Genomic DNA, 25,777 nt, shown 5'->3' with positions numbered 1-25,777 from the left:
GCTCTCTATCCGTCAGAATGTGTTTTGGTCGCGCCGCCCTCCAGGACGGGCGCAATCAGAATCACCAGTTGTGCCAGTATGAATCCGGCGAGCACCGCGACATAGGAGAGCGGCCTCACCAGCGCAAAGACCACGCCGAACAGGAGCACGGTCAGTGCGAACTTGCCGATCTCGCCGAGCCACGCGCCGCGCATGAGCCCCTCGAGATCCGCTTTCAGGATCCGCGCGGCCAGGAACGCATTCGGCAGAATGCAGATCAGGCCGCCGATCAGCAGCGAATAGCCCGGGACCGTCCCGTAACCGATCCAGACCGCCGCGGTCAGGAACAGCGTCAGCCCTGTCTGTGCCAGCAGGATCTTCAGCACCAGGTGCCGAGGATCGCGCTCATCGCGACCGTCGCGGTCGCCGCGCGGGGCGCTCACGCGGAGCGACCCTCGTTTATGGATGACGCTGACAATAAAAACGCCACTAACCCCTGGGTACGTGGCGTGGACAGGTCTTTGGAAACGATCCTGTGCAAACCTGAGCATTATAGATAGCGTCCTGCTGCTGCGCAACATCGCCCGCCGGCCCCGGCCACGGCCGTTCCCGGCGGCGCGGCGCGGCGGTCTGCGAACTGGCGCACAGAACCCGCGCGCCGCGGCCGTATAGTCGATCCTCGACAGTGAGTCTGCGGCGCCGACCGACACGCCGCAATGACCCCGGAGGTAATGAATGGCGGACACAGGCGGCATACCCGGGCCCCGGATCACGGCGGCCCAGCTGGAGGCGGCGGTGGTGCGGCGCGAGTTCGTCGTGCAGTTCCAGCCCAAGGTGGAACGGATCGGCGAGACCGGCGAATGGCGCACGACCGAGGCGGAGGCGCTGATCCGCTGGCGCCACCCGGAGCACGGACTGCTGGGGCCCGGCGCCTTCCTGCCGGCGGCCGAGCGGCTGGGTCGCATTGCCGAGCTGGACGAGCTGGTGCTGAGGAATCTGCTCAGGAACCTGCGCAAGTGGCGCGAGCGGGGCCTGGCGCTGAAGGGCTGCATCAACCTGGCGCCGGTGGAGCTCACCGACCCCGCGCTGCCCTGGCGCTACGCCCAGATCGTCGAGCAGTACGGGCTCGCCTGCGGCGACGTCACGCTGGAGATCGCCGAATCGGCCGTGGCCGACCCGGGCTTCGCCGGCCGGCGCGTGGTATCGGCGTTGCGCCAGCAGGGCTTCCGCCTCTCGCTGGACGACTTCGGCGCCGCGGCCTCCTCGCTGAAGGCGTTCGGCGCGCTGGAGTTCGACGAGATCAAGATCGACGCCAGCATGCTGACGCACGCCCGGGCCAACGAGATGTCGCGCACGGCGCTGGCCGCGATCACGGGCCTGGCCCACAGCTCCGGCATCACGGTGTGCGCCGAGGGCGTGGAGGACGAGGAGACGCTGGCCTTCCTGCGCGAGATCCGCTGCGACAAGATGCAGGGCTTCCTGATCTCGGCGGCGGTCATGCCGGAGATCATCCGCAGCTGCTATCCGGCGGTGGCGGCGACGGCCGCCTGAGGTCCGGCGCCTGAATCCAGCGGATGCTAGCGGATGTGCTCGAGGATGCCCTCGAGTTCGTCGAGACTGTTGTAGCGGATCACCAACCGGCCCTTGCCGCCGGCGGCATGCTCGAGTTCCACCCGGGCGCCGAGACGCTCCGCCACTTCGGATTCCAGTCGGCGGATGTCCGGATCCACCGGCTTCTTCGACTTGCCCGCGGACGGCTTCTTCCCCGGCGCGTTGAGCTTCTGCACCAGCTGCTCGGTGGCCCGCACGGAGAGCTGGCCCTTCGCCACCCGTCGGGCAGCTTCCAGCTGCGCGGCCGGGTCGGTGAGCGCCAGCAGCGCGCGGGCGTGGCCCATCTCCAGCTGTCGGGCCTCCACCAGCTTCTTCACCGCCTCGCCGAGCTCGAGCAGCCGCAGCAGATTGCTCACCGCGGCGCGGGAGCGGCCCACCGCCTCGGCGGCCTGCTGATGGGTCATGTCGAATTCGGCGATCAGGCGCGACAGCGCCATGGCCTCTTCCAGCGGATTCAGGTCCTCGCGCTGGATGTTCTCGATGAGGGCCATGGCCACGGCCGCCTCGTCCGGAATCTGCCGGACCACGGCCGGGATGGTGTCCAGCCCGGCGATCTGGGCCGCGCGCCAGCGCCTCTCGCCGGCCACAATCTCGTAGCGGGTCTCGCCACGGTTGCCGCCGGCCGGGCCCCCGGTCGGAGCAATGGGCCGGACGACGATCGGCTGCACCACGCCCTGGGCGCGGATGGAATCGGCCAGCTCCTCCAGCGACTCCTGGCGCATGTCCGTGCGCGGCTGATAACGGCCGCGCTGCAGGAGGTCAACCGGGACCTCGCGCAGCGTGTCGGATTCGCCGGCGGCCGGCCGCTCGCCGCTCTCGGCGGCACGCGCGGACGACTGGGACAGCAGCGCATCCAGTCCTCGTCCCAGCCTCTTCTTCTTGGTCACCATGTGGGGTCTCGCGGATTCTCTCGTCTCGCCTGCCGCGGCCGCGGCGCCGCCCTCGCGCCCGCGGGGCGGGGGAGCGGAATTGTAGCAGGTTCGCCCCCGGCCGCCGCCGCGTCAGGAGGCCGTGCGCACCCGCGGCACCGGCTCGCCCTCCCGGCGCAGTATCTCGCCGGCCAGCGCCAGATAGGCCAGTGCGCCCCGGGAGTACTTGTCGTGATAGAGCACGGGCAGTCCGTAGCTTGGCGCCTCGGCCAGTCGCACGTTGCGCGGGATGACGGTGCGGTAGACCCTGTCGCCGAAGTGCTCGATGAGCTGGGCGGAGACCTCGTTGGCCAGGTTGTTGCGCGGATCGAACATGGTGCGCAGCAGCCCGTGCATCTCGAGCCGCGAATTTACGCTGTCGCGGATCTGCGCGATCGTGTTCAGCAGCGCGCTCAGGCCCTCCAGCGCGTAGTACTCGCACTGCATGGGGATCAGCACGCCGTCGGCGGCGGTGAGCGCGTTGATGGTCAGCATGTTGATCGACGGCGGGCAGTCGATCAGCACGAAGTCGTAGAGCCCAGCAACCGGTTCCAGCGCCTTCGCGAGCTTCATCTCCCGGCCGATCTCCTGCAGCAGCTGCACCTCGGCCAGGGTCAGGTCCTCGTTGCCGGGCAGCAGCGCGAAATTGCCGGTGGGCACGGAGACGATGGTGTCTGCGGCGCTCGCTTCCCCGAGCAGCACGTCGCAGGTGCTGGCCTCCAGCTCCATCTTGTTGACGCCACAGCCCATGGTGGCGTTGCCCTGGGGATCCATGTCGACCAGCAGGACGCGGCGGTGGGTGGCCGCCAGCGAGGCCGCCAGATTCACGGCCGTGGTCGTCTTGCCGACCCCGCCCTTCTGATTCGCTACCGCGATGATTCTCGTCATGCCGCCTTCTCTGTTCTTCTCAGGCTGACCACGTGCCGGGTCTTGGCGAGACCGGGCACCGTCACCGGCGCCGTTTCAGCCGCCCAGCCCGGCGGCAAAGCGCCCAGTTCGCCGTCGGGCGAGAGACCCTTCTGCGCCAGGAGCTTGCCGTGTCCGGTGATGAGGTGGGCGCTCGACTCGACGAACCGTGGCAGCGGCGCGAACGCTCTGCAAAGCACGGTATCAAAGCCGGCCTCCGGCGCATAGTCTTCCACCCGGGCCTGCACCACCTCCACGTTGGCGAGCCCGAGCTCCGCCACGGCGTGGCGCACGAAGCGCAGCTTCTTGCCGCTGGCGTCCAGCAGCGTGAAGCGGCGTTCCGGCTCCACGATCGCCAGCACCAGGCCGGGCAGCCCGGCGCCGGTGCCCACGTCGGCGATGCGGTGGCCGTCCAGCCAGGGCCGGATGCTGAGCGCATCCAGGACGTGCTCGGTCACCATGTCCCCGGGGCGACGCACGGCGGTGAGGTTGTAGGCGCGTGACCATTTCGCCAGCAGGAGCAGCAGGCGGGCGAGCCTTGCGGCCGCAGCCGCGGGCAGCTGCTGGCCGAGGGCGGCCGCGCCGCGGCTTATTGCCTTTTCCAGTTTCTCCGCTTCCGGATCTGCCGCTGCCGGCCCCGCCGCCGTTTTCTCCGCCATGGTCCCGTCGCACCACCGTCGCGCCACTCTTTGGGGGCGGGGATTATAGCGGCTGGCGCACCGGTGCGGCGGGCCGTGTTGCAGCGGGCGGCGAGGCGTTCTGCGACACAGATCACGCCGTCAGGACTCACGATCCCTAAACTTTCCACATTGATTATGTGAAACCCACCTGCAGGCCGCCTTGAGCAAGAATCCCGCGCCCAGTGTCCGATCGGCACGTCGTGTCCTCGTGGTCGAGGACAACGAGCATACCGCCTATCTGCTCGAGTTCCTGCTGCACCGCGCGGGCTACGAGGTCATGGTGGCGCCGAATGGCCGCGACGCCCAGGAGGTGATGCGCAACGTGCCGCCGGTGGACGTGATCGTGCTGGACCTGATGCTGCCCTATGTCTCCGGCTACCAGATCATCCTCGACGCCCGCGAGGACCCCGCCTGGCGCGACGTACCCATTCTCGTGCTCTCCGGCAAGGTGCTCGAGATGGACGTGACCCGGGCGCTGGACCAGGGCGCCGACGACTATGTCACCAAACCGTTCCGGCCCCAGGAGCTGCTGGCGCGCATCCGGCGACTGATCGCCACCCGCGAGAGGCTATCGGCATGAGCCGGCCGGCGCTGCAATTTGTGCAGGCCGGGCTGCTCGCCGGGCTGCTCGCCGCTGGCGTGCCCGTGGCGGCCGCGGCAGCCGGGCAGGACGACCAGGCCATCCCGACCGACCCGGCAACGGCCGCCGACGCCGCCATTGGCGAGCGGGACTGGCCCGCAGCGCGCGCGTTGCTGCGGGACGCGCTGGCCGAGCGCCCCGGCGACCCTGCGCTGCGCTTCCGCCTCGCCCAGGTGCTGCGATGGTCGGGGGAGCCGCGGGGCGCGCTGGCGGAATACGATGCGCTGCTGGACGAGTTTCCCGACAACGTCGACTACGTGTACGGCCGCGCACTCGCGCTGGAGCAGCTCGGGCGGGATGCCGAAGCGCTGGAGGGCGCGCGCCGGGCGGCACGGCTGGCGCCGGAGTACGAGGCGGTACGGCGGCTGGAGCAGCGTCTCGCAGAGGACGAAAATCCCGACGCCGCGCACGCCGGGACGCGTTACTTCCTGACCGCGGGCGCGGGCTACGAGGACCTCACCAACGGTCTGCCGGGCTGGCAGCAGCAGTTCCTGCGCCTGGACGGCGAGACTGCCGCGAGCAGCGATTATCACGTGAGCCTGGGCCGCTACGAGCGCTTCGACCGCTCGGACCTCGAGTTCGGCGTGGGCGGCATATGGCAGGCGGGAGAGGACTGGACCCTGCAGGCCGAGCTGGCGCTGGGCGGCGACGCCGAATTCCTGCCGGATACCGGGTTCTACGGCCGCGTGCTGAGAGCGCTCGGCGATGGCTGGAACGCGGCCGCCGCTTTCCGCCATCGCCGTTACGAGACCACGACGGTGAGCACGTGGTCCGCCGAGGCGGAGCGCTACTTCGGCGACTACCGGGCCTCCTACACCCTGAATGCTTCGCGGCTGCACGGGGCCACCACCTCGCTGTCCCACGTCGTGTCGCTGGGCTGGTACCCGCGGGCGGGGCTGTCGTTCGGGCTGGTGGCCGCGACGGGCGAGGAGACCGAAGTCGTTGCACCCGGACAGATCCTGGAGACGGACGTCGACAGCCTCACACTGACCGGCCGCCACGCCCTCGCGCCGAGGATCACGCTCGACTGGTGGCTCGGCACCCACGCGCAGGGAGACATCTACCGGAGGCGCTATGCTGGCCTGGCTGTTCGATTCGGCCTATGACACCGAGGTCAGGGCGGCGCTTTGGTCCACGGTGGTCGCCGGTATCGCGACGGTGGTGTTGTTCGTCTACACACTCGGCCTGCGCTTCGCGACGGTCACGGGCGCCCGCCGTCGGCGCCGCCTCGTTTCGCGCTGGCGCGGCATCTTCGCCAACGCGATACTGTCCCGCCGGAACGCCGAGAACGAGGCTCTGCCCCGTGTGCGGCATTATCAACGCACCGATCTGCTCGAGGAGTGGAACCGCGCCCGGGACACGGTCGAAGGCAGCGCCGCCGACAATCTGATCATCCTTGCCGACCGACTCGGTTTCGCCCGCATCGCCCGCGAACTCCTGCGCAGCCGCAGGCTCAGCGGCCGCCTGCTCGGGGTGCAGACGCTCGGTCATCTGCGCGACGCGGACAGCTGGGGCGCGATCGCCGCGCTGGTGGCGAGCCCCAACACGGCCCTTTCCGTCACCGCCGCCGTGGCGCTGGCGGAGATCGACCCGGCGCGGGCCGTGGAGTTGCTCGTGCCGATGATTCCACAACGACGTGACTGGCCGCGCACACGGGTCTCGCGGATCCTGCGCAAGGCCGGTAGCGAGCTCGTCAGCGAGCCACTGTACCGTGCGATTCGCTCCGGCGACGACGACGAGAAGATCTACCTGCTGCAGTTCGGGCCGCTGGCCGAGGCGGAGACGGTGGATGCGCTCTGCGACGAGATCATCCGCAGCACCAACCATCCCGGCGTTCTCACGGCGGCACTGAAGCAGGTAAGCGGCCACGCGGGCGTGCCGCGGTTGCCGAGCCTCACGCGTCACGATGCCTGGTATGTGCGCATGCAGGTGGCCAAGGTACTGGGGCGTGTCGGCCAGATGGAGCACGTTTCGCTGCTCGCCTCGCTGCTGGACGACCCGGAGTGGTGGGTGCGCTACCGCGCGGCCCAGGCTCTGGTGCGGCTGCCGTTCCTGGGCCCGAACGCGCTGCGCGACCTGCGCGAGCGTCAGTCCGACCGCTATGCCCGGGATATGCTGGAGCAGGCCATGGCCGAGAGAGGCCTGGCATGACCGTCGCCGACGTCGTACTCGGCGCCCAGTGGATCTTCCTGGCCTACTTCGTCGGCATCAACGTCGGCTACCTGGCCCAGAACGTCATCGCGACGATGGGCATCCGCCGTTACCTGCAGACGGCGGACCAGTTCGAGGCGGAGGGCGTGTTCTCGGCGCTCGACATCCCCATCAGTGTGGTCGTGCCCGCGTACAACGAGTCGGCCTCCATCATCAGTTCCGTCAAGGCGCTGCTGCAGCTGGAGTACCCGGACTTCGAGCTGGTGGTGGTGAACGACGGCTCCAGCGACGACACGCTCGAGAAGCTCATCGAGGCCTTCGGCCTGCAACCGTTCCCCGAGGCCTACCGGGCCCGCGTCGAATGCAAGCCCGTGAAAACCATCTACCGGTCCGCCCGCTACAGGAACCTGCGGGTTATCGACAAGGAGAACGGCGGCTGCAAGGCCGACGCCTCCAATGCCGGCATCAACGCCTGCCGTTACCCCCTCGTCTGCGTCGTGGACGCCGACTCGATCCTGCAGCCCGACAGCCTGCGCCGCATCGTGAGGCCCTTCCTGGAAGACTCCACGACGGTGGCCGTGGGCGGCACCGTGCGCATCGCCAACGGCTGCACCGTGCGTCAGGGTTTTCTGGAGAAGGTGGGACTGCCAAGCAATTTCCTGGCGCTCGTGCAGGTGGTCGAGTATCTGCGTGCCTTCCTGTTCGGGCGCATGGGCTGGTCGCCCATCAACGGTCTGCTGATCATCTCCGGCGCGTTCGGCGTCTTTCACAAGGAAACGCTGGTGGAGGTAGGCGGCTTCAACCCGCAGGCCGTCGGCGAGGATATGGAGCTGATCCTGCGTCTGCACCGGCTCATGAAAGCGAAACGACGACCGTACCGGATCAGCTTCATCCCGGATCCCGTCTGCTGGACCGATGCCCCGGAGACGCTGAAGGACCTGAAGAGCCAGCGGGTACGCTGGCAGCACGGTCTCGGCCAGTGCCTGTTCATGAACCGCTCGCTGATCTTCAACCCGCGGGGCGGAGCCGTCTCCTGGCTGGCGATCCCCTTCTATCTGATCTTCGAGCTGTTCGGCCCGATCATCGAGGTGACGGGCTACGTTTTCATCATCGTCTGCGGGCTGATGGGCTGGCTGTCCTGGCCCGAGGCCGGGATATTCCTGGCGCTCGCCATCGGACTCGGCGTGCTGCTCTCCACCAGCGCGATCATGCTGGAGGAGCTGTCGTTCCACATGTACCCGCGTACGCGCGACCTGCTGCTGCTGTACGTGATCGCCGTGGTGGAGAACTTCGGCTATCGCCAGCTGACCGCGCTCTGGCGCCTGCAGGGCCTGTTCCGCTGGTGGCGCGGCGGCCAGCACAAGTGGGAGACGATCACCCGCAGCACCAGCCTGGCGGACAGCTAATGTAGGAGGGCCTTCAGGCCCGATCCGGTCTCTTTTGACGTTGGCCCGCCATCGGGTGGACCAGGGTGGCGGGCCCGTGCCTGAGAGGTTTGGCACCAGTCAGCAGGCCCTGCTGACTGGCGCTGCCGTCACAACACCGCAAGCACGGCCGTCATGCGGGGGTATCCATCGCCGCGACCTTTTGTCGGGAGCAAGATGGACACCCCCGCAGGGCGGCCACAATAGAAGGTGACCTGGCAGGGAGGAATCGGGGCTGAAGCCCCTCCTACATTGTCCTATCGGTCGAGGATGCGCAGCTCCACCCGGCGGTTCTCGGCGCGGCCCGCTGCCGTCGCGTTGTCCGCGATGGGCTGGGACTCGCCGTAGCCGCGGAAGCTCAGCATGTCCTCGTCGACGCCACGGCCGATCAGGTAGTCCATGACCGTGCGCGCGCGGCGCTCGGACAGGCCCTGGTTGTACGCCGCCGCGCCCTGGCTGTCGGTGTGGCCGGCCACCTCCACCTCGAGACCCGGGTTGCGCTTCAGCGTCTCGGCCGCGTCTTCGAGCACGTCCTCCGCGCCCGGCCGCAGCCGGTCGGAGTTGGTCTCGAAGTTCACGCCGGGCAGCCGGATGACGTCGCGGATTTCGCAGCCGCGGGTGTCCACCGGGACGCCGGCCGCGGTGTTCGGGCATTCGTCGAGGCGGTCGACCACGCCGTCGCCGTCGGAGTCGAGCTCGCAGCCGACCTCGTCCACAGGGGCACCGGCCGGGGTGCCCGGGCACTGGTCGCGGCTGTCGACGACGCCGTCGCCGTCGCTGTCGCGCTCACAACCCCGCGCGTCCACGGCAGCGCCGGGCGTCGTGTTCGGGCATTCGTCGATGCTGTCCACCACGCCGTCGTCATCGGAGTCGAGTTCGCAGCCGAAGCGGTCCACTGGCGTGCCGATGGGCGTGCCGGGGCAGCGGTCGACGTCGTCGGGCACGCCATCGCCGTCGGTGTCCACCACCCGGGGCTTGCCGCCGGCGAGCGGGAACTGGATGCCGAGGGTGGCGATCTGGTCCTCGAATTCGTAGCCGGCGAGCTCGGTGCGGTAACGCCATTCGGCCCTCAGCGTGGCGGGCGTGTTACCCAGGTCCAGCATGAAGCCGACACCCAGACTGGAGGCCGCCTCGTTGTTGGTACCGCCCAGAGGCTCGTCCGTCTCGGTCTGGCTGATGCCTGCCAGCAGATAGGGGGAGAAGATGCCCTCGCGATTCAACACGCCGAGCAGGTTGGCGCCGATCTCGTACTGATCGAAGTCCTGCGCGCCGTCGAGCTGACCCACGTTGATGAAACCCTCGATGTTGATGAAGCGGGTCCAGGCATAGCCGATGGCCAGCTGGCCGCCGATGATGCCGTCATCCACGTTGCGGTCCGCATCATCGTCCATGTAGACGATGGACGGCGTGATGTAGACCTCACCGACGTTGTCTCCTGCCAGCGCCTGGCCGGCGCCGAGGAGAGCGATGAATATTGCGGTGAAGACTGCGATGGTCCTGCTCATTAGGATTCTCCCTGAATACTCGAGGCAGTCGTGCGTGCGGGCAAGGTTCTGCGCGCTTCGTTCAACATTGTCCGGCCGCGCAACAAGACAAGTCAACAGCCGGCTAGGAGGGCCTTCAGGCCCGATCCTCTACCAGGTCGGGCCTGAAGGCCCTCCTACATTTTATTTGACGAGGAGTGCCACGAATTCGTCGACGGGCGTAGCCGCCAGCTTGTCCTTGTCGGCAGAAAGCTCGGAGAGCTGTTTCCACTGGTCGCCGGCGAGCTTCTTCTGCAGGCTCTTCCGGAACTTCTGCATCAGCACCGGGATGCCCTCCTCGCGGCGTTTGCGGTGGCCGATGGGGTATTCCACCTCCACCCGCTCCGTCTTCGAGCCGTCCTTGAAGAACACCTGCACCGCATTGCCGATGTAGCGCTTGTCCGGATCATAGTAGTCCTTCGTGAACTGCTCGTTCTCGGTGACCACCATCGCATCCCGCAGCGCGTCCACCCGCGGGTCGCTTGCCACGTCGTCCTCGTAATCGGCCGCGGTAAGCCGGCCGAAGATCAGCGGAATGGCGGTCATGTACTGGATGCAGTGGTCCCGGTCGGCCGGGTTGTCGAGGGGGCCGGTCTTGTCGATGATGCGCACGCCGGGCTCCTGGGTCTCGATGACGATCCGCTCGACCTCGTCGACGCGGTCGCGTACCTCCTCGTGCAGCTTCATGCCGGCTTCCACCGCAGTCTGTGCGTGGAACTCGGCCGGGTAGGAGATCTTGAAAAGGATGTTCTCCATGACATAGCTGCCGTAGCCCTGGGGGAAGGTGAATTCCTTGCCCTTGAACAGCACGTCGTAGAAGCCCCAGGTCTTCGCCGACAGGGCGGACGGGTAACCCATCTCGCCCTTCAGTGCGATGAGCGCGTGGCGCACCGCCCGGCTGGTGGCGTCGCCCGCGGCCCAGCTCTTCCTCGAACCGGTGTTGGGCGCGTGACGGTAGGTGCGCAGCGCGCCGCCGTCGATCCAGGCGTTGGAGACCGCGTTGATGACCTGCTCGCGGTCGCCGCCGAGCAATTTCGTGACCACGCCGGTGGATGCGATGCGCACCAGCAGCACGTGGTCCAGGCCCACCCGGTTGAAGCTGTTCTCCAGCGCGAGCACGCCCTGGATCTCGTGGGCCTTGATCATGGCCGTCAGTACGTCGCGCATGGCGAGGGGCTTTTTGCCGTCCTTGCGCGCCTGGCGGCTGAGATAGTCCGCGGTGGCCAGGATACCGCCCAGGTTGTCCGAGGGGTGACCCCATTCGGCCGCGAGCCAGGTGTCGTTGAAATCCAGCCAGCGGATCATGGCACCGATGTTGAAGGCCGCCTGTACCGGGTCCAGCTCGTAATCCGTGCCGGGTACCCGCGCCCCGCCCTTGAGCGTCGCACCCGGTACGACCGGGCCCATCAGCTTGGTGCAGGCGGGATAGTCCAGCGCCTGGAAGCCGCAGGCCAGCGTATCGAGCAGGCAGTAGTGGGCGGTCTCGTAGGCGACATCGCTGTCGATCTCGTAACCGGTGACGTAATCGGCGATGTCGACCAGGACCTGATCGGGGTCAGGCCGCTTGGCAGAGCGGATATCGGCGGACATGGAGGTCTCCTGTCAGTCTCTCTCGTCGATGGGCGTGAACGGCCGCAGATCGGGGCCCACGTAGTCGGCGCCCGGCCGGATCAGCTTGTTGTCGGCGCGCTGCTCCATGATGTGGGCGGCCCAGCCGGTAATGCGCGAGCACACGAAGATGGGCGTGAACAGGTAAGTGGGGATGCCCATGAAGTGGTAGCAGCTGGCCGAGAAGAAGTCCGCGTTGGCGAACAGCCGCTTCTCGTCCCACATGACCTTCTCGATGGCCTCGGATACGGCATAGAGATGCGTGTCGCCGGTCTCCTCGGAGAGGCGCTTCGACATCTTCTTGTTGATCGTATTGCGCGGATCGGACTCGGTGTAGACGCGGTGGCCGAAGCCCATGATCTTGTCCTTGCGCTCCAGCATCTGCTTGATGCCGGCGGTGGCCTCCTCCGGCGAGGAGAATTTCTCGATCAGCTCCATCGCCGCCTCGTTGGCGCCGCCGTGCAGCGGGCCGCGCAGCGCGCCGATGGCGCCGGTCACGGCGCTGTGGAAGTCCGACAGCGTGGCCGTGATGACCCGCGCCGTGAAGGTGGACGCGTTGAATTCATGCTCGGCGTAGAGGATCAGTGAGGTATCGAGCGTCTTTCTGTGCAGCTCGCTCGGCGGCTTGTCGTGCAGCAGGTGCAGGAAGTGGCCGGCGACGCTGTCGTCGTCGGTCTCCGTTTCGATCCTGGCGCCGTCGGCGTGGAAGCGGTGCCAGTACAGGAGGATCGACGGGAGCACGGCGACCAGCCGGTCGGCCACGTCCGCCTGGTTGGACACATCGCCCTCGGGTTGCAGGTTGCCGAGCAAGGACACCCCGGTGCGCAGTACGTCCATGGGATGGGCGCTGGCGGGGATCATCTCCAGGACCGTCTTCAGCTCGTCGGGAAGGCCGCGCATTCCCTTCAGCTTCTTCACGTAGGCTTCCAGTTCGCTGCGGTTCGGCAGCTTACCGTGCATCAGCAGATGGGCGACCTCCTCGAAGTTCGCCTGGTGGGCGAGGTCGTCGATGTCATAGCCGCGGTAGGTGAGTCCGGCGCCTTCCTTGCCCACCGTGCAGAGCGCCGTCTTGCCTGCCACCACACCGGCGAGACCACCGGTCTTCTTGTTAACTGTCATAGTCTTCGGTCCCCGTATCGTTGTGTCGTCGTTCCGGTAACGGCGGTCGTGTCATTTCCTGGCGAGCCCGCTCTCGGCGAACAGCTCGTCGAGCTTCTCCTCGTACTCGTGGTAGCCGAGCACGTCGTAGAGTTCCGCGCGGGTCTGCATGCGTTCCACGGCCGCTTCCTGGGTGCCCTTCGAGCGCAGCGTGCGGTATACGTGCATGGCCGCCGCGCTCATCGCGCGGAAGGCGGACAGCGGGTACAGCGCCATCGCCACGCCGGCCTCGCCGAGCTCCTCCGTGGTGAAGAGCGGCGTCTTGCCGAATTCGGTCATGTTCGCCAGCACCGGCACGTCGATGGCGGCGGTGAACTGGCGGTACTCGTCCAGCGTGGTCAGTGCCTCGGCGAAGATCATGTCGGCGCCCGCTTCCACGTAGCGGGCGGCCCGGTCCAGCGCGGCCTGCTGTCCTTCCACGGCGTGGGCATCGGTGCGGGCCATGATCGCGAAGCGATCGTCGGTGCGCCCGTCGGCGGCGGCCTTGATGCGGTCCACCATCTCGCCGGCCTCCACCAGCGCCTTACCCGGCCGGTGGCCGCAGCGCTTGGCCGCCACCTGGTCCTCGATGTGGCAGCCGGCGGCGCCGGCCCGGATCAGCTCGCGGATGGTGCGGCCGATCATGAAGGCGCTGCCCCAACCGGTGTCGGCATCCACCAGCAGCGGCAGGTCGCTCACGTAGCTGATGCGGCGCACGTCCTCGCAGACGTCGTTCAGGGTGGTCATCGCGAGATCCGGCAGACCGAAGGACGCGTTGGCCACGCCGGCCCCGGACAGGTAGATGGCACGGAAACCGGCTTCTCCGGCCAGGAGGGCGCTGTAGGCATTGATGGTGCCGACCACCTGCAGGGGCCGTTCATCCTCCAGCGCCTGCCAGAACCTGGCGCCGGCCGATTCCTTCTGCATCCCGAATTCTCCAGTGTTTCCGATCGATCCCGGGGTCCCGGGCGGGGGCGGCGATTCTAAACCAGCGCCGAGCCCTTTCCCAAATAGACCAGTCGGACTATTTTCGGGCTACGCGCCCCCTATGCGTACGATGGTGCGGCCCGTCACCCGGCCGGCGATGTAATCGTCGAACGCGCCGGGCAGATCCTCGAAGGCGATCTCGCGATGGCCGATGTCGTGCAGGTGGCGGGGCTTCAGATCAGTGCCGATGCGCTTCCACACGTCCAGCCTCAGAGGCCGCGGCGTGTCCACCGAGTTGATGCCGAGCAGACACACCGCGCGCAGGATGAATGGCAGCACGGTGGTCTCGAGCTTCGGGCTGGCGGCGAGGCCGATGCTGGCGATGTTGGCGCCGTAGTCGGCGGTGCGGGTGAGCCAGGTCAGCACTTCCCCGCCCAGGTTGTCGACCGCGCCGGCCCACCGGGCCCTCTCCATCGGCCGCTTGCCCAGGTCGATCTCGTCGCGCAGCAGCACCTCGGCGGCGCCGATGGACTCGAGATAGCCGCGCTCGTCGGCCTTGCCGGTGACCGCCGCCACCTCGTAGCCGCGGCCCGCCAGCATGTCGATGGCGATGCTGCCCACGCCGCCGGTGGCACCGGTCACCGCCACCGGCCCGGTCTCCGGCGCCTGGCCGTTCTGTTCCATGCGGTGGACGGCCAGCGCCGCGGTGTAGCCCGCGGTGCCGATCATCATGGCCTCACGGGCATCCATACCGTCGGGTATGGGCACCACCCAGTCGCCTTTCACCCGGGCGTACTCGGCATAGCCGCCGTCATGGCTTTCGCCGAGCCCGCAGCCGTTCACGAGCACCGGAGTACCGACCGGGAAGCGCTCGTCCGCCGAGCTCTCCACCACGCCGGCGAGATCGATGCCGCCCACCAGCGGGTAGCGACGCAGGATGGGGCTCGTGCCGGTCGCCGCCAGCGCATCCTTGTAATTGATGGTGGACCAGCCGACCTTCACCACCACGTCGCCCTCGCCCAGGTCGTCGAGGCCGATCTCCTCGAACCCGGCGGTGATCCCGTCGTCCTGCTTGTCGATGCGGTAGGCCCTGAATCTGTCCATGGTCGCTCCTGGCTGATAGCTCCTGGGTGATGGCTGTTGGGGGAATGGCTGGTGTGGTGATGGCTCGTGTGGTGATGGCTGTTACCAACGGCGCGGAAATCCGGATCGGACTGACGGCTCGCCGCAAGCCGGCTGCCGGCGGGCATCCGCCCCCGTGCGCAGGCACTGACCAATTCTACGCCCTCTGTACCGTGCCGCCACCCGGGTTAGAGTGACGCCCAAGCGACGGAGAGAGCCATGACGCAGCGCAACTGCCGGGACCTGGTGCTGGTGCTCGGCGACCAGCTGGACGAAAACAATGCCGCTGTCGCCGGGTCCGATCCCGCCGAAGACGTAATACTGATGGCGGAGACCGCGGGCGAGGCCGCCGCCGTGCCCAGCCACAAGCACCGCATCGCCGTGTTCTTCGCGGCCATGCGCCATTACGCCGCGGAGCTGCGCGAGTCCGGCCGGCGGATCTCCTACCGGGACATCGACGAGGGCGTGGCCAGTCTCCCGGCCGCCATCGAGGAGGCGGCGAAGCGCTATCACGCACGGCGTCTGGTGGCGGTCGAACCCGGCGAATGGCGGGTTCGCCATGCCGTGGACACCGTGTGCGGCTCGCTCGACCTGCCCGTGGAATGGCTCGCCGACGGTCATTTCCTCTGCACCCGCGAGGAATTCGCCGCATGGGCGGACGGACGCAAGCGCCTCGTGATGGAGTATTTCTATCGGCAGATGCGCCGGCGCCACGACGTGCTGATGGAGGGCGACGAGCCGGTGGGCGGCGATTGGAATTACGATGCCGACAACCGGCAATCCTTCGGGCGGGACGGGCCGGGCGACCTGCCGGAGCGGACCGGCTTCGAGCCGGACGCGGCAACCCGCGACGTGCTCGACGCCGTCGATCGGCATTTCCCGGACCACCCGGGCAGCACGGAGAATTTCCGCTGGCCGGTCACGCGCGAGCAGGCGCGCGAGGCCCTCGCGGCCTTCGTCGCGGGCCGCCTGCCGCTGTTCGGCCGATACCAGGACGCGATGTGGCAGGGCGAGCCGTTCCTGTATCACTCCCTGCTGTCGTCCAGCCTGAACCTGAAGCTGCTGGACCCCCGGGAGGCGATCGACGCGGCCGTGGATGCCTGGCGGGAGGGCCGGGCGCCGCTGAACGCAGTGGAGGGCTTCGTGCGCCAGATCCTCGGCTGGCGGGAGTTCATACGCGGCGTCTACTGGCTGGAGATGCCGGGCTACCGCGGCCTGAATCACTTCGAGCACGAGCAGCCGTTGCCGGATTTCTTCTGGACCGGCGACACGCAGATGAACTGCCTGGCGCAGAGCATCGGCGACACCCTCGGCAACGGCTATGCGCATCACATTCAGCGGCTGATGGTGATCGGCAACTTCGCCCTGCTCGCAGGGTTGCGGCCGGCAGAGGTCTGCGACTGGTATCTCGCCGTCTACGTGGACGCAGTGGAGTGGGTGGAGCTGCCCAACACCCTGGGGATGGCCCTGCACGGGGACGGCGGCATCGTGGGCTCCAAGCCCTATGCGGCCGGCGGCGCGTACATCAAGCGCATGAGCAACTACTGCAGCGGCTGCCGCTACGACCCCGGGAAACGCACCGGCGAGGACGCCTGCCCCTATACGCTCCTGTACTGGGACTTCCTTGCGCGCAACCGGGAACGACTGCGGCAGACGGGCCGCATGAACATGATCCTGAAGAACCTGGACCGCTGGAGCGAAGAGGAGCTGGGGACGATCCGCGGACAGGCGCGGGATTTCCGCCGTTCCCTGTCCGGCTAGCCGCCCGGCCCCGGCGCCATCCGCTGCCGGGCGCTAGTCCTCTACGGTGGTGAACAGGCCCTTCTGCCCGGCGAAGTAGGCCGACAGCGCGCGGATCTCCTGCGGCGTCAGCGCAGTGACGATGCCTGCCATGACCGCGTTTACCCGCGTGCCGTCCTTGTACTGCTCGAGGGAGTGGGCGAGGTAGCTCTCGTGCTGCCCGGCCAGGGTCGGCCACTCCGGCGACTGGCTGATGCCATTGCCGCTGTGGCAGGCCACGCAGGTGGAGAGCTTGTCGGGCGCACCCTCCGGTACGTTCGGCTGCGGCTCGGCTTGCGCCTCGCCCCAGGTGGCGAAATATGCGGCGATGTCCTGCATCTCCTGCTCGGAAAACGAACTCGCCTGGGCCTTCATGGTGTCGTGGGGCCGCTCGCCGGCCTTGTAGGCTTTCAGCGCGGCCACGATGTACTCGGGGTGCTGACCGCCCAGCTTTGGCACCCGGAAGGAGGGATACGCGTTGCGATAGCCCTCGATGCCGTGGCAGCCGAGGCAGGTATAGGCGAGCGCCTCGCCCCGCTCCGCATCGCCTGCGGCGCCGGCGGTGAAGGGGACGGACAGGGGGAGCAGGGCTGCGGCGAGCAGGGCCGCACGCTTGAAGGTCAGTGTGAGCACGCAGATACCCGTGTGATGGCTGGGGATCGGAAACAAGGCCGCTATGGTAGTGAGTGTCATCGCCGATTTCTAGCGCACATCCGGCACCGTCGCCCCGCCTGGGCCCTGCGGGCGCTGTGATAGCATCCACAGCCTGCCCTGGCGCCCGGAGCGGTCGTGAAGAAAACCCTGTTCTTCCTCGTACTCGGACTCTTCGCCGTGCTGCTGGCGGCGCCCTGGTTCCTCGGTTCGTTCACCGAGCGCAAGCTCGAGGAGCGGCTGGATGCGGGCGCCGACAAGCGACCCGGCATGGCCATCGTCACGGAGGAGTACCGCCGGCGCTGGTTCTCCAGCGACAGCCGCCACCGCATCGTCATCACCGACCCCCGGACCACCGAGGCCCTGCGCGAACTGGCCGGCGGCGAGGTGTTCGCCGACGAGCCGGCCATCGTGATCGACACCCGCATCGAGCACGGACCGCTGCCACGCGGCGCCGACGCGCCGTTCCGGCCGGGGCTCTCCCGGGCGGTGTCCACGTTCAGCCTGGACCCCGGCAGCGACGGGGAGGCGGTGCCACTGCCCGGAAGGCTGGTCACGAGTACGGCGCTGGACGGCAGCACCCACGCGGAGTTCCGCCTGCAGGCCGGTTCCCGGCAACTGCCGGAAACCGCCGGGCGCATCAGCTGGGAGGCGGCGAACCTCGATGCCGACATCAGCGCCGACGGGCGCCGCATCCACACACGCGGGCGCATCGGCGGCTTCGAACTGGTGGCCACGGACCGAGCCGGCAGCGGCACCGCGCGGGTGCGCATCGCCGACATCGAGGGCGACAGCATCCAGCACTACAGCCCTAACGGCCTCCCGGTAGGCCCGACGGCTGTGACCATCGGCACGGTTTCGGTCACCGAGGACGACGCGGGCGTCACCCTGCAGGACATCCGGCTCACGTCCGACGGCGAGCTGGTGGGTGAGCTCCTCTCCGGCACCACGGAACTGCAGGTGGGCCGCATCGAGGGCGGCGGGCCCGGGCCCGTCTCCCTGAGCGTGGAGCTGGCGATACAGAACGTGCACGAGCCCAGCCTCGCCTCCCTCTCGGACACCGTGCAGACACTCGAGGGAGCAGGTTCGCAGATACCGCCGGGGGAGGCATACCGACTGATGGAGCCGGACCTTGCCCGGCTGGTGGCGGAGGGGCCGGTGCTCGATCTGCGCAAACTGGGCATCGCGCTGCCGGAAGGCGAGGTGCGGCTCACGAGCTACCTGGCCCTGGCCGCCGGCGGCGATGGCGATGGCATTGGCGATACCGGTTCGCCGCTGGCAGCCCGGGAGCTGCTGGAACGGCTGACCGGCACCGTCGAACTGCGCATCCCGGTCAGCGTGGTGGAACAGGTGCGCAGCATCGCCCCCGACGCTGCCGAGCAGCTGGAGATGCTCATCGCAGCCGGCATGCTGCGCCCGGACGGCGAGGACTATCGCATGCAGGCGGAATACGGCAACGGCCTGCTGACCGTCAATGGTCTGCCGCTGCCGATTCCCCTTGCCTGGTAAGCGGCGTGGGCAGAGACAGGTCGAGCTCTTCCGCCCGGTGACAGGCGACCTCGCCGCCACCCACTGACCGCAGCGGCGGTTCCTCCGCGGCGCAGCGCTCCACGGCCCAGGGACAGCGGGTGCGGTAGGCGCAGCCCGCCGGCGGATTCCAGGGCACCGGCAGGTCCCGGGCCGCCGGCGGCGGCGCCCGAAGGCGCTCGACGGCGGGGTCCGGCACCGGCACGGCATCCAGCAGCGCCCGCGTGTACGGATGGCAGGGCCGCGCGTAGAGCTCGCCGGCCCGGTTCCGCTCCACGATCCGGCCGAGATACATCACCATCACCCGGTGGCTCACCCGCCGCACCACGGCGAGATCGTGTGCGATGAACAGAATGCCGAGGCCCATCTCCTGCTGCAGCGACAGCAGCAGGTCGATGATGCCGGCCTGCACCGAGACGTCGAGGGCACTGACGGCCTCGTCGCAGATCAGCAGGCGGGGCCGGGTGACCAGCGCCCGGGCGATGCCGGCCCGCTGACACTGGCCACCGGAGAGTTCGTGGGGATAGCGGGACAGGGTCTCGGGCCCCAGGCCCACGCGCTCCAGCATGGCCGCCACCCGTTCCCGGCGCTCGGCCCGGCGGAGGCCGCGCTCGTGCACGGTCAGCGGTTCGGCCACGATATCGCCGATGGGCATGCGCGGATCCAGCGATCCCAGCGGGTCCTGGAACACCAGCTGCAGATCCCGGCGCACGGCCCGCATCGCGGCACGGTCCAGCCGGTCCAGCGGCCGTCCCAGCAGCGCCACCGTGCCCTCGGTGACCGGCAGCAGCCGCAGCACCGCCCGCGCCAGGCTGGACTTGCCGCAGCCGGACTCGCCGACCACACCCAGGGTCTCCGCCGGCGCCAGCGTCAGGTCCGCGTCCTCCACGGCCCGGAAATACTCGCGGCGCGCGAGCAGCCGCTGGCGTGGCAGCGGGAAGCGCACGCTCAGGCCACTGACTTCCAGCAGCGGATCGGCGCCGTCGGCGGCCAGCGCCGGACGCAGCGGGGTGCGCTCGTCGAGCCGCGGCACCGCCGCCAGCAGCTTGCGGGTGTACGGGTCCCGGGGACTGGCAAATATTTCCGCGGTGGCGCCTTCTTCCCGGCGTTCGCCGTGCTGCATCACGATGACCTGGTCACAATTCCCGGCCACCACGCCGAGGTCGTGGGTGATCAGGATCAGCGCCGTGCCGAAGGCGTCGCGCAGCTCGCGCAGCAGGGCCAGGATGCTCGCCTGCACGGTGACGTCCAGCGCGGTGGTGGGCTCGTCGGCGATCAGCACCTCCGGCCGGCACAGCAGAGCGCCGGCGATCATCACCCGCTGGCGCATGCCGCCCGAGAACTCGTGCGGATAGCTGGACAGCCGCCGGCCCGCCGCCGGCAGCCGCACCGCATCGAGCATCTGCTCCACTTCCTTCAGCGAGTCCTTGTAGGAGCGGCCACGGTGTTCCATCAGCACCCGCGCCAGCTGGCGCCCGACGGTGACGTGCGGGTTCAGCGAGGTCATGGGGTCCTGGAACACCATGGCGATGCGCCGGCCCCGTACGCGGTTCATCTCCGCCGCGGGCCGGTTCAGGATCTCCTCGCCGTCGAGCTTCACGCTGCCCCCGGCGCGGCCGTTCTCCGCCAGCAGGCCCATGATGGCCAGCACCGACTGGCTCTTGCCCGAGCCGGACTCACCGACGATGCCCAGCGTCTGCCGGGCGTCCAGCCGGAAGCGCAGGTCACGCACCGCCGCCACCGGGCCGGCGGCGGTCTCGAAGGTGACGTCCAGGTTGGTGACGGAGAGCACGCTCATCGGGGCCGGTCCCTGGGGTCCAGCGCGTCGCGCAGGCCGTCGCCGAGGAAGTTGAAACAGAACAGCGTCGTCGCCAGGAACAGGCCCGGGAAGACCAGCATCCAGGGGGCGGTCTCCATCAGGCGGGAACCCTGCTGCACCAGGGAGCCCCACGAACTCATGGGCTCCTGCACGCCGAGACCGAGGAAGCTCAGGAACGACTCCACCAGAATTACCTGGGGAATGGTCAGCGTGGCGTACACCACCACCACGCCGAGCAGGTTCGGCACGATGTGGCGGCGCAGGATGGAGAAGGTGGACACGCCCGTAGCCTCGGCGGCCTCCACGAACTCCTGCTGGCGCAGGCTGAGGGTCTGGCCGCGCACGATGCGGGCCATGTCCAGCCAGTTCACCGCGCCGATGGCGACGAAGATCAGCAGGATGTTGCGGCCGAACACCACCATCAGCAGGATCACGAAGAACATGAACGGCATCGCATACAGGATGTCGACCACGCGCATCATCAGGTGATCGACGCGCCCGCCCAGATAGCCGGCGACCGCCCCCCAGGCGACGCCGATCAGCAGACTGACGGCGGTGGCGACGACGCCGACCGCGAGCGAGATGCGACCGCCCGTCAGCGTGCGCACGAACAGGTCGCGCCCAAGGTCGTCGGTACCGAACAGGTGGCCCCCGGCCAGCGACGGCGGCGCCAGGATGCGGTCGAAGTCGGTCTCGTAATAGTCGTGAGGGCTCAGCCAGGGGCCGGCGATGACCAGCACCACGATCAGTCCCAGCAGGCAGGCCGAGACCACGGCCGCCCGGTTACGGCCGAGTGCGGCGAGCGCGTGGCGGCCGAGGCCGCCGGGCACGGCCGCGGCGGTCATCGGTAGCGCACCCGCGGGTCGAGCAGACCGTAGAGCAGATCGACCACGAAGTTGAACAGCACGATCAGCACGCCGTAGAAGACGACGACGCCCATCACCAGCGTGTAGTCCCGGTTCAGTGCGCCCTGGACGAAGAAACGGCCGAGTCCCGGCAGGTTGAAGATCTGCTCGATGACCACCGAACCGGTGAGGATGGCCGCGGTGGCCGGTCCGAGGTAGGAGACCACCGGCAGCAGCGTCGGCTTCAGCGCGTGTTGCAGCACGATGCTGCGCTCGGACAGCCCCTGCGCCCGGGCGGTGCGGATATAAGGGCTCTTCAGCACGTCGATCATGCTGGCCCGGGTCAGCCGCGCGATGTAGGCGAGCTGGGGCAGCGCGAGCGCGATCACCGGCAGCACGTAATGGGCAGGCGAGGCGAGGTCGCCGGCCGGCAGCCAGCGCAGCACGACGGCGAACACCAGCACCAGCACCGGCGCCACGACGAAATTCGGCACCGAGATGCCGGTCATCGACAACGCCATCACCACGTGGTCGGCGAGCCGGTTCTGGCGCAGCGCCGCCAGCGTGCCGGCGGCGATGCCCAGCACCACCGCCAGCAGCATGGCGAGGCCGCCGATCTTCAGCGAGACCGGGAAGCCGTCGGCGATGAGCTCGCTCACGTCCGACTGCCGGTAGCGATAGGAGGGGCCGAGGTCGCCCTGCAGCAGACCGCCGAGGTAGCGCAGGAACTGGGTCGGCAGCGGCTCGTCCAGGTGATAGGCCTCCGCCAGGCGCTGCTCCATCGCCGGGCTGAGGCGGCGCTCGGTGTCGAAGGGGCCGCCGGGCGCGGCGCGCACCAGCACGAAGGCCAGCGCCACCACCAGCAGCAGCGTCGGGATGGCGCTCGCGAGCCGCGTCAGCGCATAGCGCAGCAAGGTCAGTCTCCGGTGTCGGGGCCTTCGGGTTCGATCTCGCGCAGGCGGAGGTACCGTGAGTAATGATAGTCGAGCGGATTATCCACCCAGCCGCCCACCCGCGGGTGAACCAGGTGCTTGCTCACGTAGAAGAAGAGCGGCAGGACGGGGTGGTCGGCCAGCAGCACGGTCTCGGCGTTCGCGAACAGGGAGGCCCGCTCCTCCCCGCCCTGCTCGCGCATGGCTGCCGCCACGAGTGAGTCGTAGGCCGGGTTGGCGTAGCCGAACTGGTTGGCGCTGCTGCGCGAGGTCAGCACCGAGAGGAAGTTGCCCGCGTCGTCGTAGTCGGCAATCCAGCTGCCGCGGAACAGCCCCGGCACGTCGCCCCTGCGGGTCTCGGCGATCATCACCCGGAACTCCTGGTTGACCAGCTCGGCCTCCGCGCCGAGGACTTCGCGCCACATGGACTGCAGCGCGGCGGCGATGCGGCGGTTCTCGTCGCTGGTGTTGTAGCGCAGCCGGAAGGACAGCGGACGGTCGGGGCCGTAACCCGCCTCCCGGTAGAGACGCCGCGCCTGTTCCGCCCGCGCCTCGGCACCGGCCTGCGCGTAGCCGAAGCGGGGCGGCGTATAGTCCTGCACGGCCGGCGGCACCCAGCTCCAGGCCGGCTGCTCGCCGCGGCCCAGGACCGCCTCGGCGAGGCGCTCCCGGTCGATGGCGAGGGACAGGGCCTTGCGCAGACCGGGGGCGTCGGCGAACGGCGGCTCGTTCAGGTTGAACCCTACGTAGTAGACGCCGAGATAGGGCGCCACCCGCAGCTCACCCGGCCGCTCGATGCCCACGTCGGCGAAAACCGGCGCCGGCACCCGGGCGGTCACGTCCAGCTCGCCGGCCCGATAGCGGTTGTACTCGGCGGTCTCGTCTTCCAGCGGGTAGTAGCGCACCCGCTCGATCGGCACCGACACGGGATCCCGGTAGAACCCGTTCTTCTCCAGGCCGATGTGGCCACCGATGATCCGCTCCACCAGCCGGTAGGGGCCGTTGCTGACCAGGCGCTTCGGCGCGGGATAGTCGTCGCCCCATTGCTCCACCGACGGTCGGTGCACCGGCGCCGCGCTGGGATGGGCGAGCCGGTGCAGGAGGTCGCCCAGCGGGTGGGCGAGGCGGATCACCAGCGTCCGGGCATCCGGCGCCTCCACCCCGAGCGTGTCGGGGACGGCCTCGCCGGCCAGAATGGCCTCGGCGCCGGCGAGCGGCGCCAGATTGCTGGCGTAGAACGCGCCCGTGGCGGGGTCCAGCAGACGGCGGAAGCTCCAGACGAAATCCTCCGCCGTCAGCGGATCGCCGTTCGACCAGGCGAGACCCTCGCGCAGGTGGAAGGTCCAGGTGAGGCCTTCGTCGCCGGACTCCCAGCCGGACGCCGCGCCCGCCTGCAGGCTGCCGTCGGGCCCCAGGGTCAGCAGTCCCTCGAACAGGTCGCCGAGCACCTTGGTGGCGGGGACGCTGCGGGCGAGGTGGGGATCCAGCGATTCCGGCTCGGCCGAGATGGCGCGGCGGAGGAAGTCCGGGCCCTGGTCGACGGCCTGCGGCGCCGCCTCGGACGGCTTCGCGCCGGGCGCCTCCCCGGCTGTGTCGCCGGAACCGCCGCAGGCAGTCAGCAGCAGGGCCGCCGCTGCCACCATGGCTCTCGTCGCATTCATGGCCTTCTCCACCGGGGCATACTCCATCAGGCGCTGCGCCTGAGACCGCGTTTCTTGAGATGGATCAGCAGCAGCGAGACGGCGGCGGGCGTCATCCCGTCCAGCCGGGAGGCCTGGCCGATGGTCGCCGGCCGCGCCGCCGCCAGTTTCTGGCGCACCTCGTTGGACAGTCCCTGCACGTCCGTGTAGTCGAGATCGGCCGGCAGCGCCAGGTGCTCCTGGCGGGCGTGGCGGGCGATCTCCCGCTGCTGGCGTTCGATATAGCCCTCGTACTTGACGCCCACCTCCACCTGCAGACGGGTCTGCTCCGCCTCCTCGGGCGGGTGGGTCTCGTCGAGGGTATCCGCGCCGACGGCGGCGAGCGCCGTGACCGCGGCATGGTCGAGCTCGGGACGACGGAGGAGCTCGAGCGCCCGCGCCTCCCGGGAAAGCGGCCCGCCGAGCAGCCGCCCGGCCTCTTCGGCGGTCACGTCGGCCGGCCGGACCAGACAGGCCTGCAGCCGGCCGCGCTCACGCGCCACCGCCTCGCGCTTGGCCTCGAAGCGCCGCCAGCGCTCGTCGTCCACCAGGCCCATCTCGCGGCCGACCGGGGTCAGCCGCAGGTCCGCGTTGTCCTCACGCAGCAGCAGCCGGTACTCGGCACGGCTGGTGAACATCCGGTAGGGCTCGCTGGCGCCGCGGGTGTTCAGATCGTCGATGAGCACGCCGATGTAGGCCGCATCCCGGCCCGGCGTCCACGGCGATTTTTGCTGCACTTTTCGTGCAGCATTCAGGCCGGCGATCAGTCCCTGCGCAGCCGCCTCCTCGTAGCCGGTGGTGCCATTGATTTGTCCCGCGAAGAAAAGTCCTTGAATTTGCTTGGTTTCCAGGCTCGGCATCAGATCCCGCGGATCGAAGAAGTCGTACTCGATGGCGTAGCCCGGCCGCGTGATGTGCGCATTCTCGAAGCCCGGAATGCTGCGCACGAAGCGCTCCTGCACCTCGAACGGCAGGCTGGTGGAGATGCCGTTGGGGTAGACCTCGTGGGTGGTGAGCCCTTCCGGCTCGACGAAAATCTGGTGGGAACCGCGGTCTGCGAAGCGGTGGATCTTGTCCTCCACCGACGGGCAGTAGCGCGGCCCGACCCCCCCGATGTTGCCGCCGAACATCGCGGACTCGCCCAGCGACGCCCGGATGATGTCGTGGGTGGCCTCGCAGGTATGGGTGATGTGGCAGGGCACCTGCCGGGGATGCTCTTGCCGGCTGCCGAGAAAGGAGAACACGGGCGCCGGCTCGTCGCCCGGCTGCGGCTGCATGCGCTCGAAGCACAGGCTGCGGCCGTCGAGTCGCGGTGGCGTGCCGGTCTTCAGCCGGCCCACCCGTATCGGCAGCTCCCTCAGCCGCTCGGCCAGCCGGAGTGCCGGCGCGTCGCCGGCCCGGCCGCCGCCGGACTGCTCCCGGCCGATATGGATGCGGCCGCCGAGGAACGTGCCGACCGTGAGCACCACCGTCTCTGCGGTCAGCCGCAGCCCCAGGCGCGTGAGGATGCCGCGCACCCGCTCGCCTTCCACGATGAGGTCGTCCACGGACTGCTGGAACAGCGTCAGGTTCGGCTGGTTTTCCAGGAAGCCGCGGATGGCCTGGCGGTAAAGCGCCCGGTCAGCCTGGGCCCGGGTGGCCCGCACGGCGGGGCCCTTGCTCGCGTTCAGCGTGCGGAACTGGATGCCGGCCCGGTCGATGGCGCGCGCCAAGGCACCGCCCAGGGCGTCGACTTCCCGGGTGAGGTGGCCCTTGCCGATGCCGCCGATGGCGGGATTGCAGCTCATCTGGCCCAGCGTCTCCAGATTGTCGGTCACCAGCAGGGTCCGGGCGCCGGTGCGCGCGGCGGCAAGAGCCGCCTCGGTGCCGGCGTGGCCGCCGCCGATGACGATGACTTCGTAGTGACGTCCGTTGTCCATGGCAATGGGT

Annotated in this window: 22 protein-coding genes; 7 read left to right on the top strand and 15 right to left on the bottom strand. The window is 69.0% G+C overall.

Annotated features, from left to right (window positions below; all coding sequences use genetic code 11):
* Positions 1-5 precede the first annotated feature (5 nt).
* Positions 6-422, bottom strand: coding sequence for an ATP synthase subunit I (locus ACJMKX_RS11875; protein WP_405225436.1), 417 nt, complete (start codon positions 420-422; stop codon positions 6-8).
* A gap of 292 nt (positions 423-714) precedes the next feature.
* Between ACJMKX_RS11875 and ACJMKX_RS11870 the strand changes: the two genes are divergently transcribed.
* Positions 715-1,530: an EAL domain-containing protein gene (locus tag ACJMKX_RS11870; protein ID WP_405225434.1), complete on the top strand. Its 816-nt coding sequence runs from the start codon at positions 715-717 to the stop codon at positions 1,528-1,530.
* A 26-nt stretch (positions 1,531-1,556) separates the two neighbouring features.
* Here ACJMKX_RS11870 and ACJMKX_RS11865 read toward each other — a convergent pair whose 3' ends face one another.
* From ACJMKX_RS11865 to rsmG, 3 genes are all read right to left on the bottom strand, one after another.
* Positions 1,557-2,480 (bottom strand): ParB/RepB/Spo0J family partition protein, encoded by a 924-nt coding sequence (locus ACJMKX_RS11865; protein ID WP_405225431.1) that lies wholly within the window; start codon positions 2,478-2,480, stop codon positions 1,557-1,559.
* 111 nt (positions 2,481-2,591) lie between these two features.
* Positions 2,592-3,386: a ParA family protein gene (locus ACJMKX_RS11860; protein ID WP_405225429.1), complete on the bottom strand. Its 795-nt coding sequence runs from the start codon at positions 3,384-3,386 to the stop codon at positions 2,592-2,594.
* Positions 3,383-4,063, bottom strand: coding sequence for a 16S rRNA (guanine(527)-N(7))-methyltransferase RsmG (rsmG, locus tag ACJMKX_RS11855; protein WP_405225426.1), 681 nt, complete (start codon positions 4,061-4,063; stop codon positions 3,383-3,385). Before rsmG ends, ACJMKX_RS11860 begins: the two co-directional genes overlap by 4 nt.
* A gap of 181 nt (positions 4,064-4,244) precedes the next feature.
* Between rsmG and ACJMKX_RS11850 the strand changes: the two genes are divergently transcribed.
* The 4 genes from ACJMKX_RS11850 to ACJMKX_RS11835 are packed head-to-tail and all read left to right on the top strand — an operon-like array spanning position 4,245 to position 8,281.
* Positions 4,245-4,664: a response regulator transcription factor gene (locus ACJMKX_RS11850; RefSeq protein WP_405225423.1), complete on the top strand. Its 420-nt coding sequence runs from the start codon at positions 4,245-4,247 to the stop codon at positions 4,662-4,664.
* Positions 4,661-5,830, top strand: coding sequence for a YaiO family outer membrane beta-barrel protein (locus tag ACJMKX_RS11845; RefSeq protein WP_405225420.1), 1,170 nt, complete (start codon positions 4,661-4,663; stop codon positions 5,828-5,830). Before ACJMKX_RS11850 ends, ACJMKX_RS11845 begins: the two co-directional genes overlap by 4 nt.
* Positions 5,799-6,875, top strand: a complete 1,077-nt coding sequence (locus tag ACJMKX_RS11840; protein WP_405225417.1) for a HEAT repeat domain-containing protein — start codon at positions 5,799-5,801, stop codon at positions 6,873-6,875. Before ACJMKX_RS11845 ends, ACJMKX_RS11840 begins: the two co-directional genes overlap by 32 nt.
* Positions 6,872-8,281 carry a glycosyltransferase family 2 protein gene (locus tag ACJMKX_RS11835; RefSeq protein WP_405225414.1) on the top strand — a complete coding sequence of 470 codons (1,410 nt, stop codon included), beginning with the start codon at positions 6,872-6,874 and terminating at the stop codon, positions 8,279-8,281. The genes ACJMKX_RS11840 and ACJMKX_RS11835 overlap by 4 nt, the downstream gene beginning before the upstream one ends.
* A 275-nt stretch (positions 8,282-8,556) precedes the next feature.
* On the opposite strand, the gene ACJMKX_RS11830 is transcribed toward ACJMKX_RS11835, so the two are convergent.
* From ACJMKX_RS11830 to ACJMKX_RS11810, 5 genes are all read right to left on the bottom strand, one after another.
* On the bottom strand, positions 8,557-9,804 hold the full coding sequence (locus ACJMKX_RS11830) for an OmpA family protein (RefSeq protein WP_405225412.1): 1,248 nt from the start codon (positions 9,802-9,804) through the stop codon (positions 8,557-8,559).
* 162 nt (positions 9,805-9,966) lie between these two features.
* Positions 9,967-11,412, bottom strand: a complete 1,446-nt coding sequence (locus ACJMKX_RS11825) for a bifunctional 2-methylcitrate dehydratase/aconitate hydratase (RefSeq protein ID WP_405225409.1) — start codon at positions 11,410-11,412, stop codon at positions 9,967-9,969.
* 12 nt (positions 11,413-11,424) lie between these two features.
* Positions 11,425-12,549 carry a bifunctional 2-methylcitrate synthase/citrate synthase gene (gene prpC, locus ACJMKX_RS11820; protein ID WP_405225406.1) on the bottom strand — a complete coding sequence of 375 codons (1,125 nt, stop codon included), beginning with the start codon at positions 12,547-12,549 and terminating at the stop codon, positions 11,425-11,427.
* A 51-nt stretch (positions 12,550-12,600) separates the two neighbouring features.
* On the bottom strand, positions 12,601-13,494 hold the full coding sequence (gene prpB / locus ACJMKX_RS11815; RefSeq protein ID WP_405225403.1) for a methylisocitrate lyase: 894 nt from the start codon (positions 13,492-13,494) through the stop codon (positions 12,601-12,603).
* Positions 13,495-13,602: 108 nt separating this feature from the next.
* A complete protein-coding gene (locus ACJMKX_RS11810; protein ID WP_405225401.1) occupies positions 13,603-14,598 on the bottom strand; it encodes an oxidoreductase in 996 nt (331 codons plus the stop codon).
* 237 nt (positions 14,599-14,835) lie between these two features.
* Between ACJMKX_RS11810 and ACJMKX_RS11805 the strand changes: the two genes are divergently transcribed.
* Positions 14,836-16,377: a cryptochrome/photolyase family protein gene (locus tag ACJMKX_RS11805; protein WP_405225398.1), complete on the top strand. Its 1,542-nt coding sequence runs from the start codon at positions 14,836-14,838 to the stop codon at positions 16,375-16,377.
* 33 nt (positions 16,378-16,410) lie between these two features.
* On the opposite strand, the gene ACJMKX_RS11800 is transcribed toward ACJMKX_RS11805, so the two are convergent.
* Positions 16,411-17,088: a c-type cytochrome gene (locus ACJMKX_RS11800; protein WP_405225395.1), complete on the bottom strand. Its 678-nt coding sequence runs from the start codon at positions 17,086-17,088 to the stop codon at positions 16,411-16,413.
* Positions 17,089-17,184: 96 nt separating this feature from the next.
* On the opposite strand from ACJMKX_RS11800, the gene ACJMKX_RS11795 reads away from it, so the two are divergent.
* The gene (locus tag ACJMKX_RS11795; RefSeq protein ID WP_405225392.1) at positions 17,185-18,555 is read left to right on the top strand and encodes a DUF945 family protein; all 1,371 of its coding nucleotides are present in this window, start codon (positions 17,185-17,187) and stop codon (positions 18,553-18,555) included.
* Here the strand turns inward: ACJMKX_RS11795 and ACJMKX_RS11790 are convergent.
* From ACJMKX_RS11790 to mnmG, 5 genes are read right to left on the bottom strand one after another with little or no spacing between them, the layout of a single operon-like run.
* Positions 18,518-20,371, bottom strand: a complete 1,854-nt coding sequence (locus ACJMKX_RS11790; protein WP_405225389.1) for an ABC transporter ATP-binding protein — start codon at positions 20,369-20,371, stop codon at positions 18,518-18,520. The two genes, ACJMKX_RS11795 and ACJMKX_RS11790, sit on opposite strands and share 38 nt — an antisense overlap.
* A complete protein-coding gene (locus tag ACJMKX_RS11785) occupies positions 20,368-21,237 on the bottom strand; it encodes an ABC transporter permease (protein WP_405225386.1) in 870 nt (289 codons plus the stop codon). The genes ACJMKX_RS11790 and ACJMKX_RS11785 overlap by 4 nt, the downstream gene beginning before the upstream one ends.
* Positions 21,234-22,151 (bottom strand): ABC transporter permease, encoded by a 918-nt coding sequence (locus tag ACJMKX_RS11780; RefSeq protein ID WP_405225383.1) that lies wholly within the window; start codon positions 22,149-22,151, stop codon positions 21,234-21,236. Before ACJMKX_RS11780 ends, ACJMKX_RS11785 begins: the two co-directional genes overlap by 4 nt.
* A 2-nt stretch (positions 22,152-22,153) precedes the next feature.
* On the bottom strand, positions 22,154-23,857 hold the full coding sequence (locus tag ACJMKX_RS11775; protein ID WP_405225380.1) for a peptide ABC transporter substrate-binding protein: 1,704 nt from the start codon (positions 23,855-23,857) through the stop codon (positions 22,154-22,156).
* Positions 23,857-25,767, bottom strand: coding sequence for a tRNA uridine-5-carboxymethylaminomethyl(34) synthesis enzyme MnmG (gene mnmG / locus ACJMKX_RS11770; RefSeq protein WP_405225377.1), 1,911 nt, complete (start codon positions 25,765-25,767; stop codon positions 23,857-23,859). Before mnmG ends, ACJMKX_RS11775 begins: the two co-directional genes overlap by 1 nt.
* Positions 25,768-25,777: the final 10 nt, after the last annotated feature.

Source organism: Lentisalinibacter sediminis, from assembly GCF_040706615.1.
Taxonomy (GTDB): Bacteria; Pseudomonadota; Gammaproteobacteria; order Steroidobacterales; family Woeseiaceae; genus Lentisalinibacter; species Lentisalinibacter sediminis.
This window is presented reverse-complemented; position numbering and strand designations above follow the sequence as displayed.

What these genes read in the sequence shown, in the direction of transcription:
- prpB (WP_405225403.1), bottom strand. Translation starts at nt 13,494, where the DNA reads ATGCAGAAGGAATCGGCCGGCGCCAGGTTCTGGCAGGCGCTGGAGGAT.
- ACJMKX_RS11840 (WP_405225417.1), top strand. Translation starts at nt 5,799, where the DNA reads ATGCTGGCCTGGCTGTTCGATTCGGCCTATGACACCGAGGTCAGGGCG.
- ACJMKX_RS11775 (WP_405225380.1), bottom strand. Translation starts at nt 23,857, where the DNA reads ATGGAGTATGCCCCGGTGGAGAAGGCCATGAATGCGACGAGAGCCATG.
- mnmG (WP_405225377.1), bottom strand. Translation starts at nt 25,767, where the DNA reads ATGGACAACGGACGTCACTACGAAGTCATCGTCATCGGCGGCGGCCAC.
- ACJMKX_RS11800 (WP_405225395.1), bottom strand. Translation starts at nt 17,088, where the DNA reads ATGACACTCACTACCATAGCGGCCTTGTTTCCGATCCCCAGCCATCAC.
- ACJMKX_RS11860 (WP_405225429.1), bottom strand. Translation starts at nt 3,386, where the DNA reads ATGACGAGAATCATCGCGGTAGCGAATCAGAAGGGCGGGGTCGGCAAG.
- ACJMKX_RS11845 (WP_405225420.1), top strand. Translation starts at nt 4,661, where the DNA reads ATGAGCCGGCCGGCGCTGCAATTTGTGCAGGCCGGGCTGCTCGCCGGG.
- ACJMKX_RS11830 (WP_405225412.1), bottom strand. Translation starts at nt 9,804, where the DNA reads ATGAGCAGGACCATCGCAGTCTTCACCGCAATATTCATCGCTCTCCTC.
- ACJMKX_RS11790 (WP_405225389.1), bottom strand. Translation starts at nt 20,371, where the DNA reads ATGAGCGTGCTCTCCGTCACCAACCTGGACGTCACCTTCGAGACCGCC.
- ACJMKX_RS11825 (WP_405225409.1), bottom strand. Translation starts at nt 11,412, where the DNA reads ATGTCCGCCGATATCCGCTCTGCCAAGCGGCCTGACCCCGATCAGGTC.
- ACJMKX_RS11835 (WP_405225414.1), top strand. Translation starts at nt 6,872, where the DNA reads ATGACCGTCGCCGACGTCGTACTCGGCGCCCAGTGGATCTTCCTGGCC.
- ACJMKX_RS11785 (WP_405225386.1), bottom strand. Translation starts at nt 21,237, where the DNA reads ATGACCGCCGCGGCCGTGCCCGGCGGCCTCGGCCGCCACGCGCTCGCC.
- rsmG (WP_405225426.1), bottom strand. Translation starts at nt 4,063, where the DNA reads ATGGCGGAGAAAACGGCGGCGGGGCCGGCAGCGGCAGATCCGGAAGCG.
- ACJMKX_RS11810 (WP_405225401.1), bottom strand. Translation starts at nt 14,598, where the DNA reads ATGGACAGATTCAGGGCCTACCGCATCGACAAGCAGGACGACGGGATC.
- ACJMKX_RS11870 (WP_405225434.1), top strand. Translation starts at nt 715, where the DNA reads ATGGCGGACACAGGCGGCATACCCGGGCCCCGGATCACGGCGGCCCAG.
- ACJMKX_RS11805 (WP_405225398.1), top strand. Translation starts at nt 14,836, where the DNA reads ATGACGCAGCGCAACTGCCGGGACCTGGTGCTGGTGCTCGGCGACCAG.
- prpC (WP_405225406.1), bottom strand. Translation starts at nt 12,549, where the DNA reads ATGACAGTTAACAAGAAGACCGGTGGTCTCGCCGGTGTGGTGGCAGGC.
- ACJMKX_RS11865 (WP_405225431.1), bottom strand. Translation starts at nt 2,480, where the DNA reads ATGGTGACCAAGAAGAAGAGGCTGGGACGAGGACTGGATGCGCTGCTG.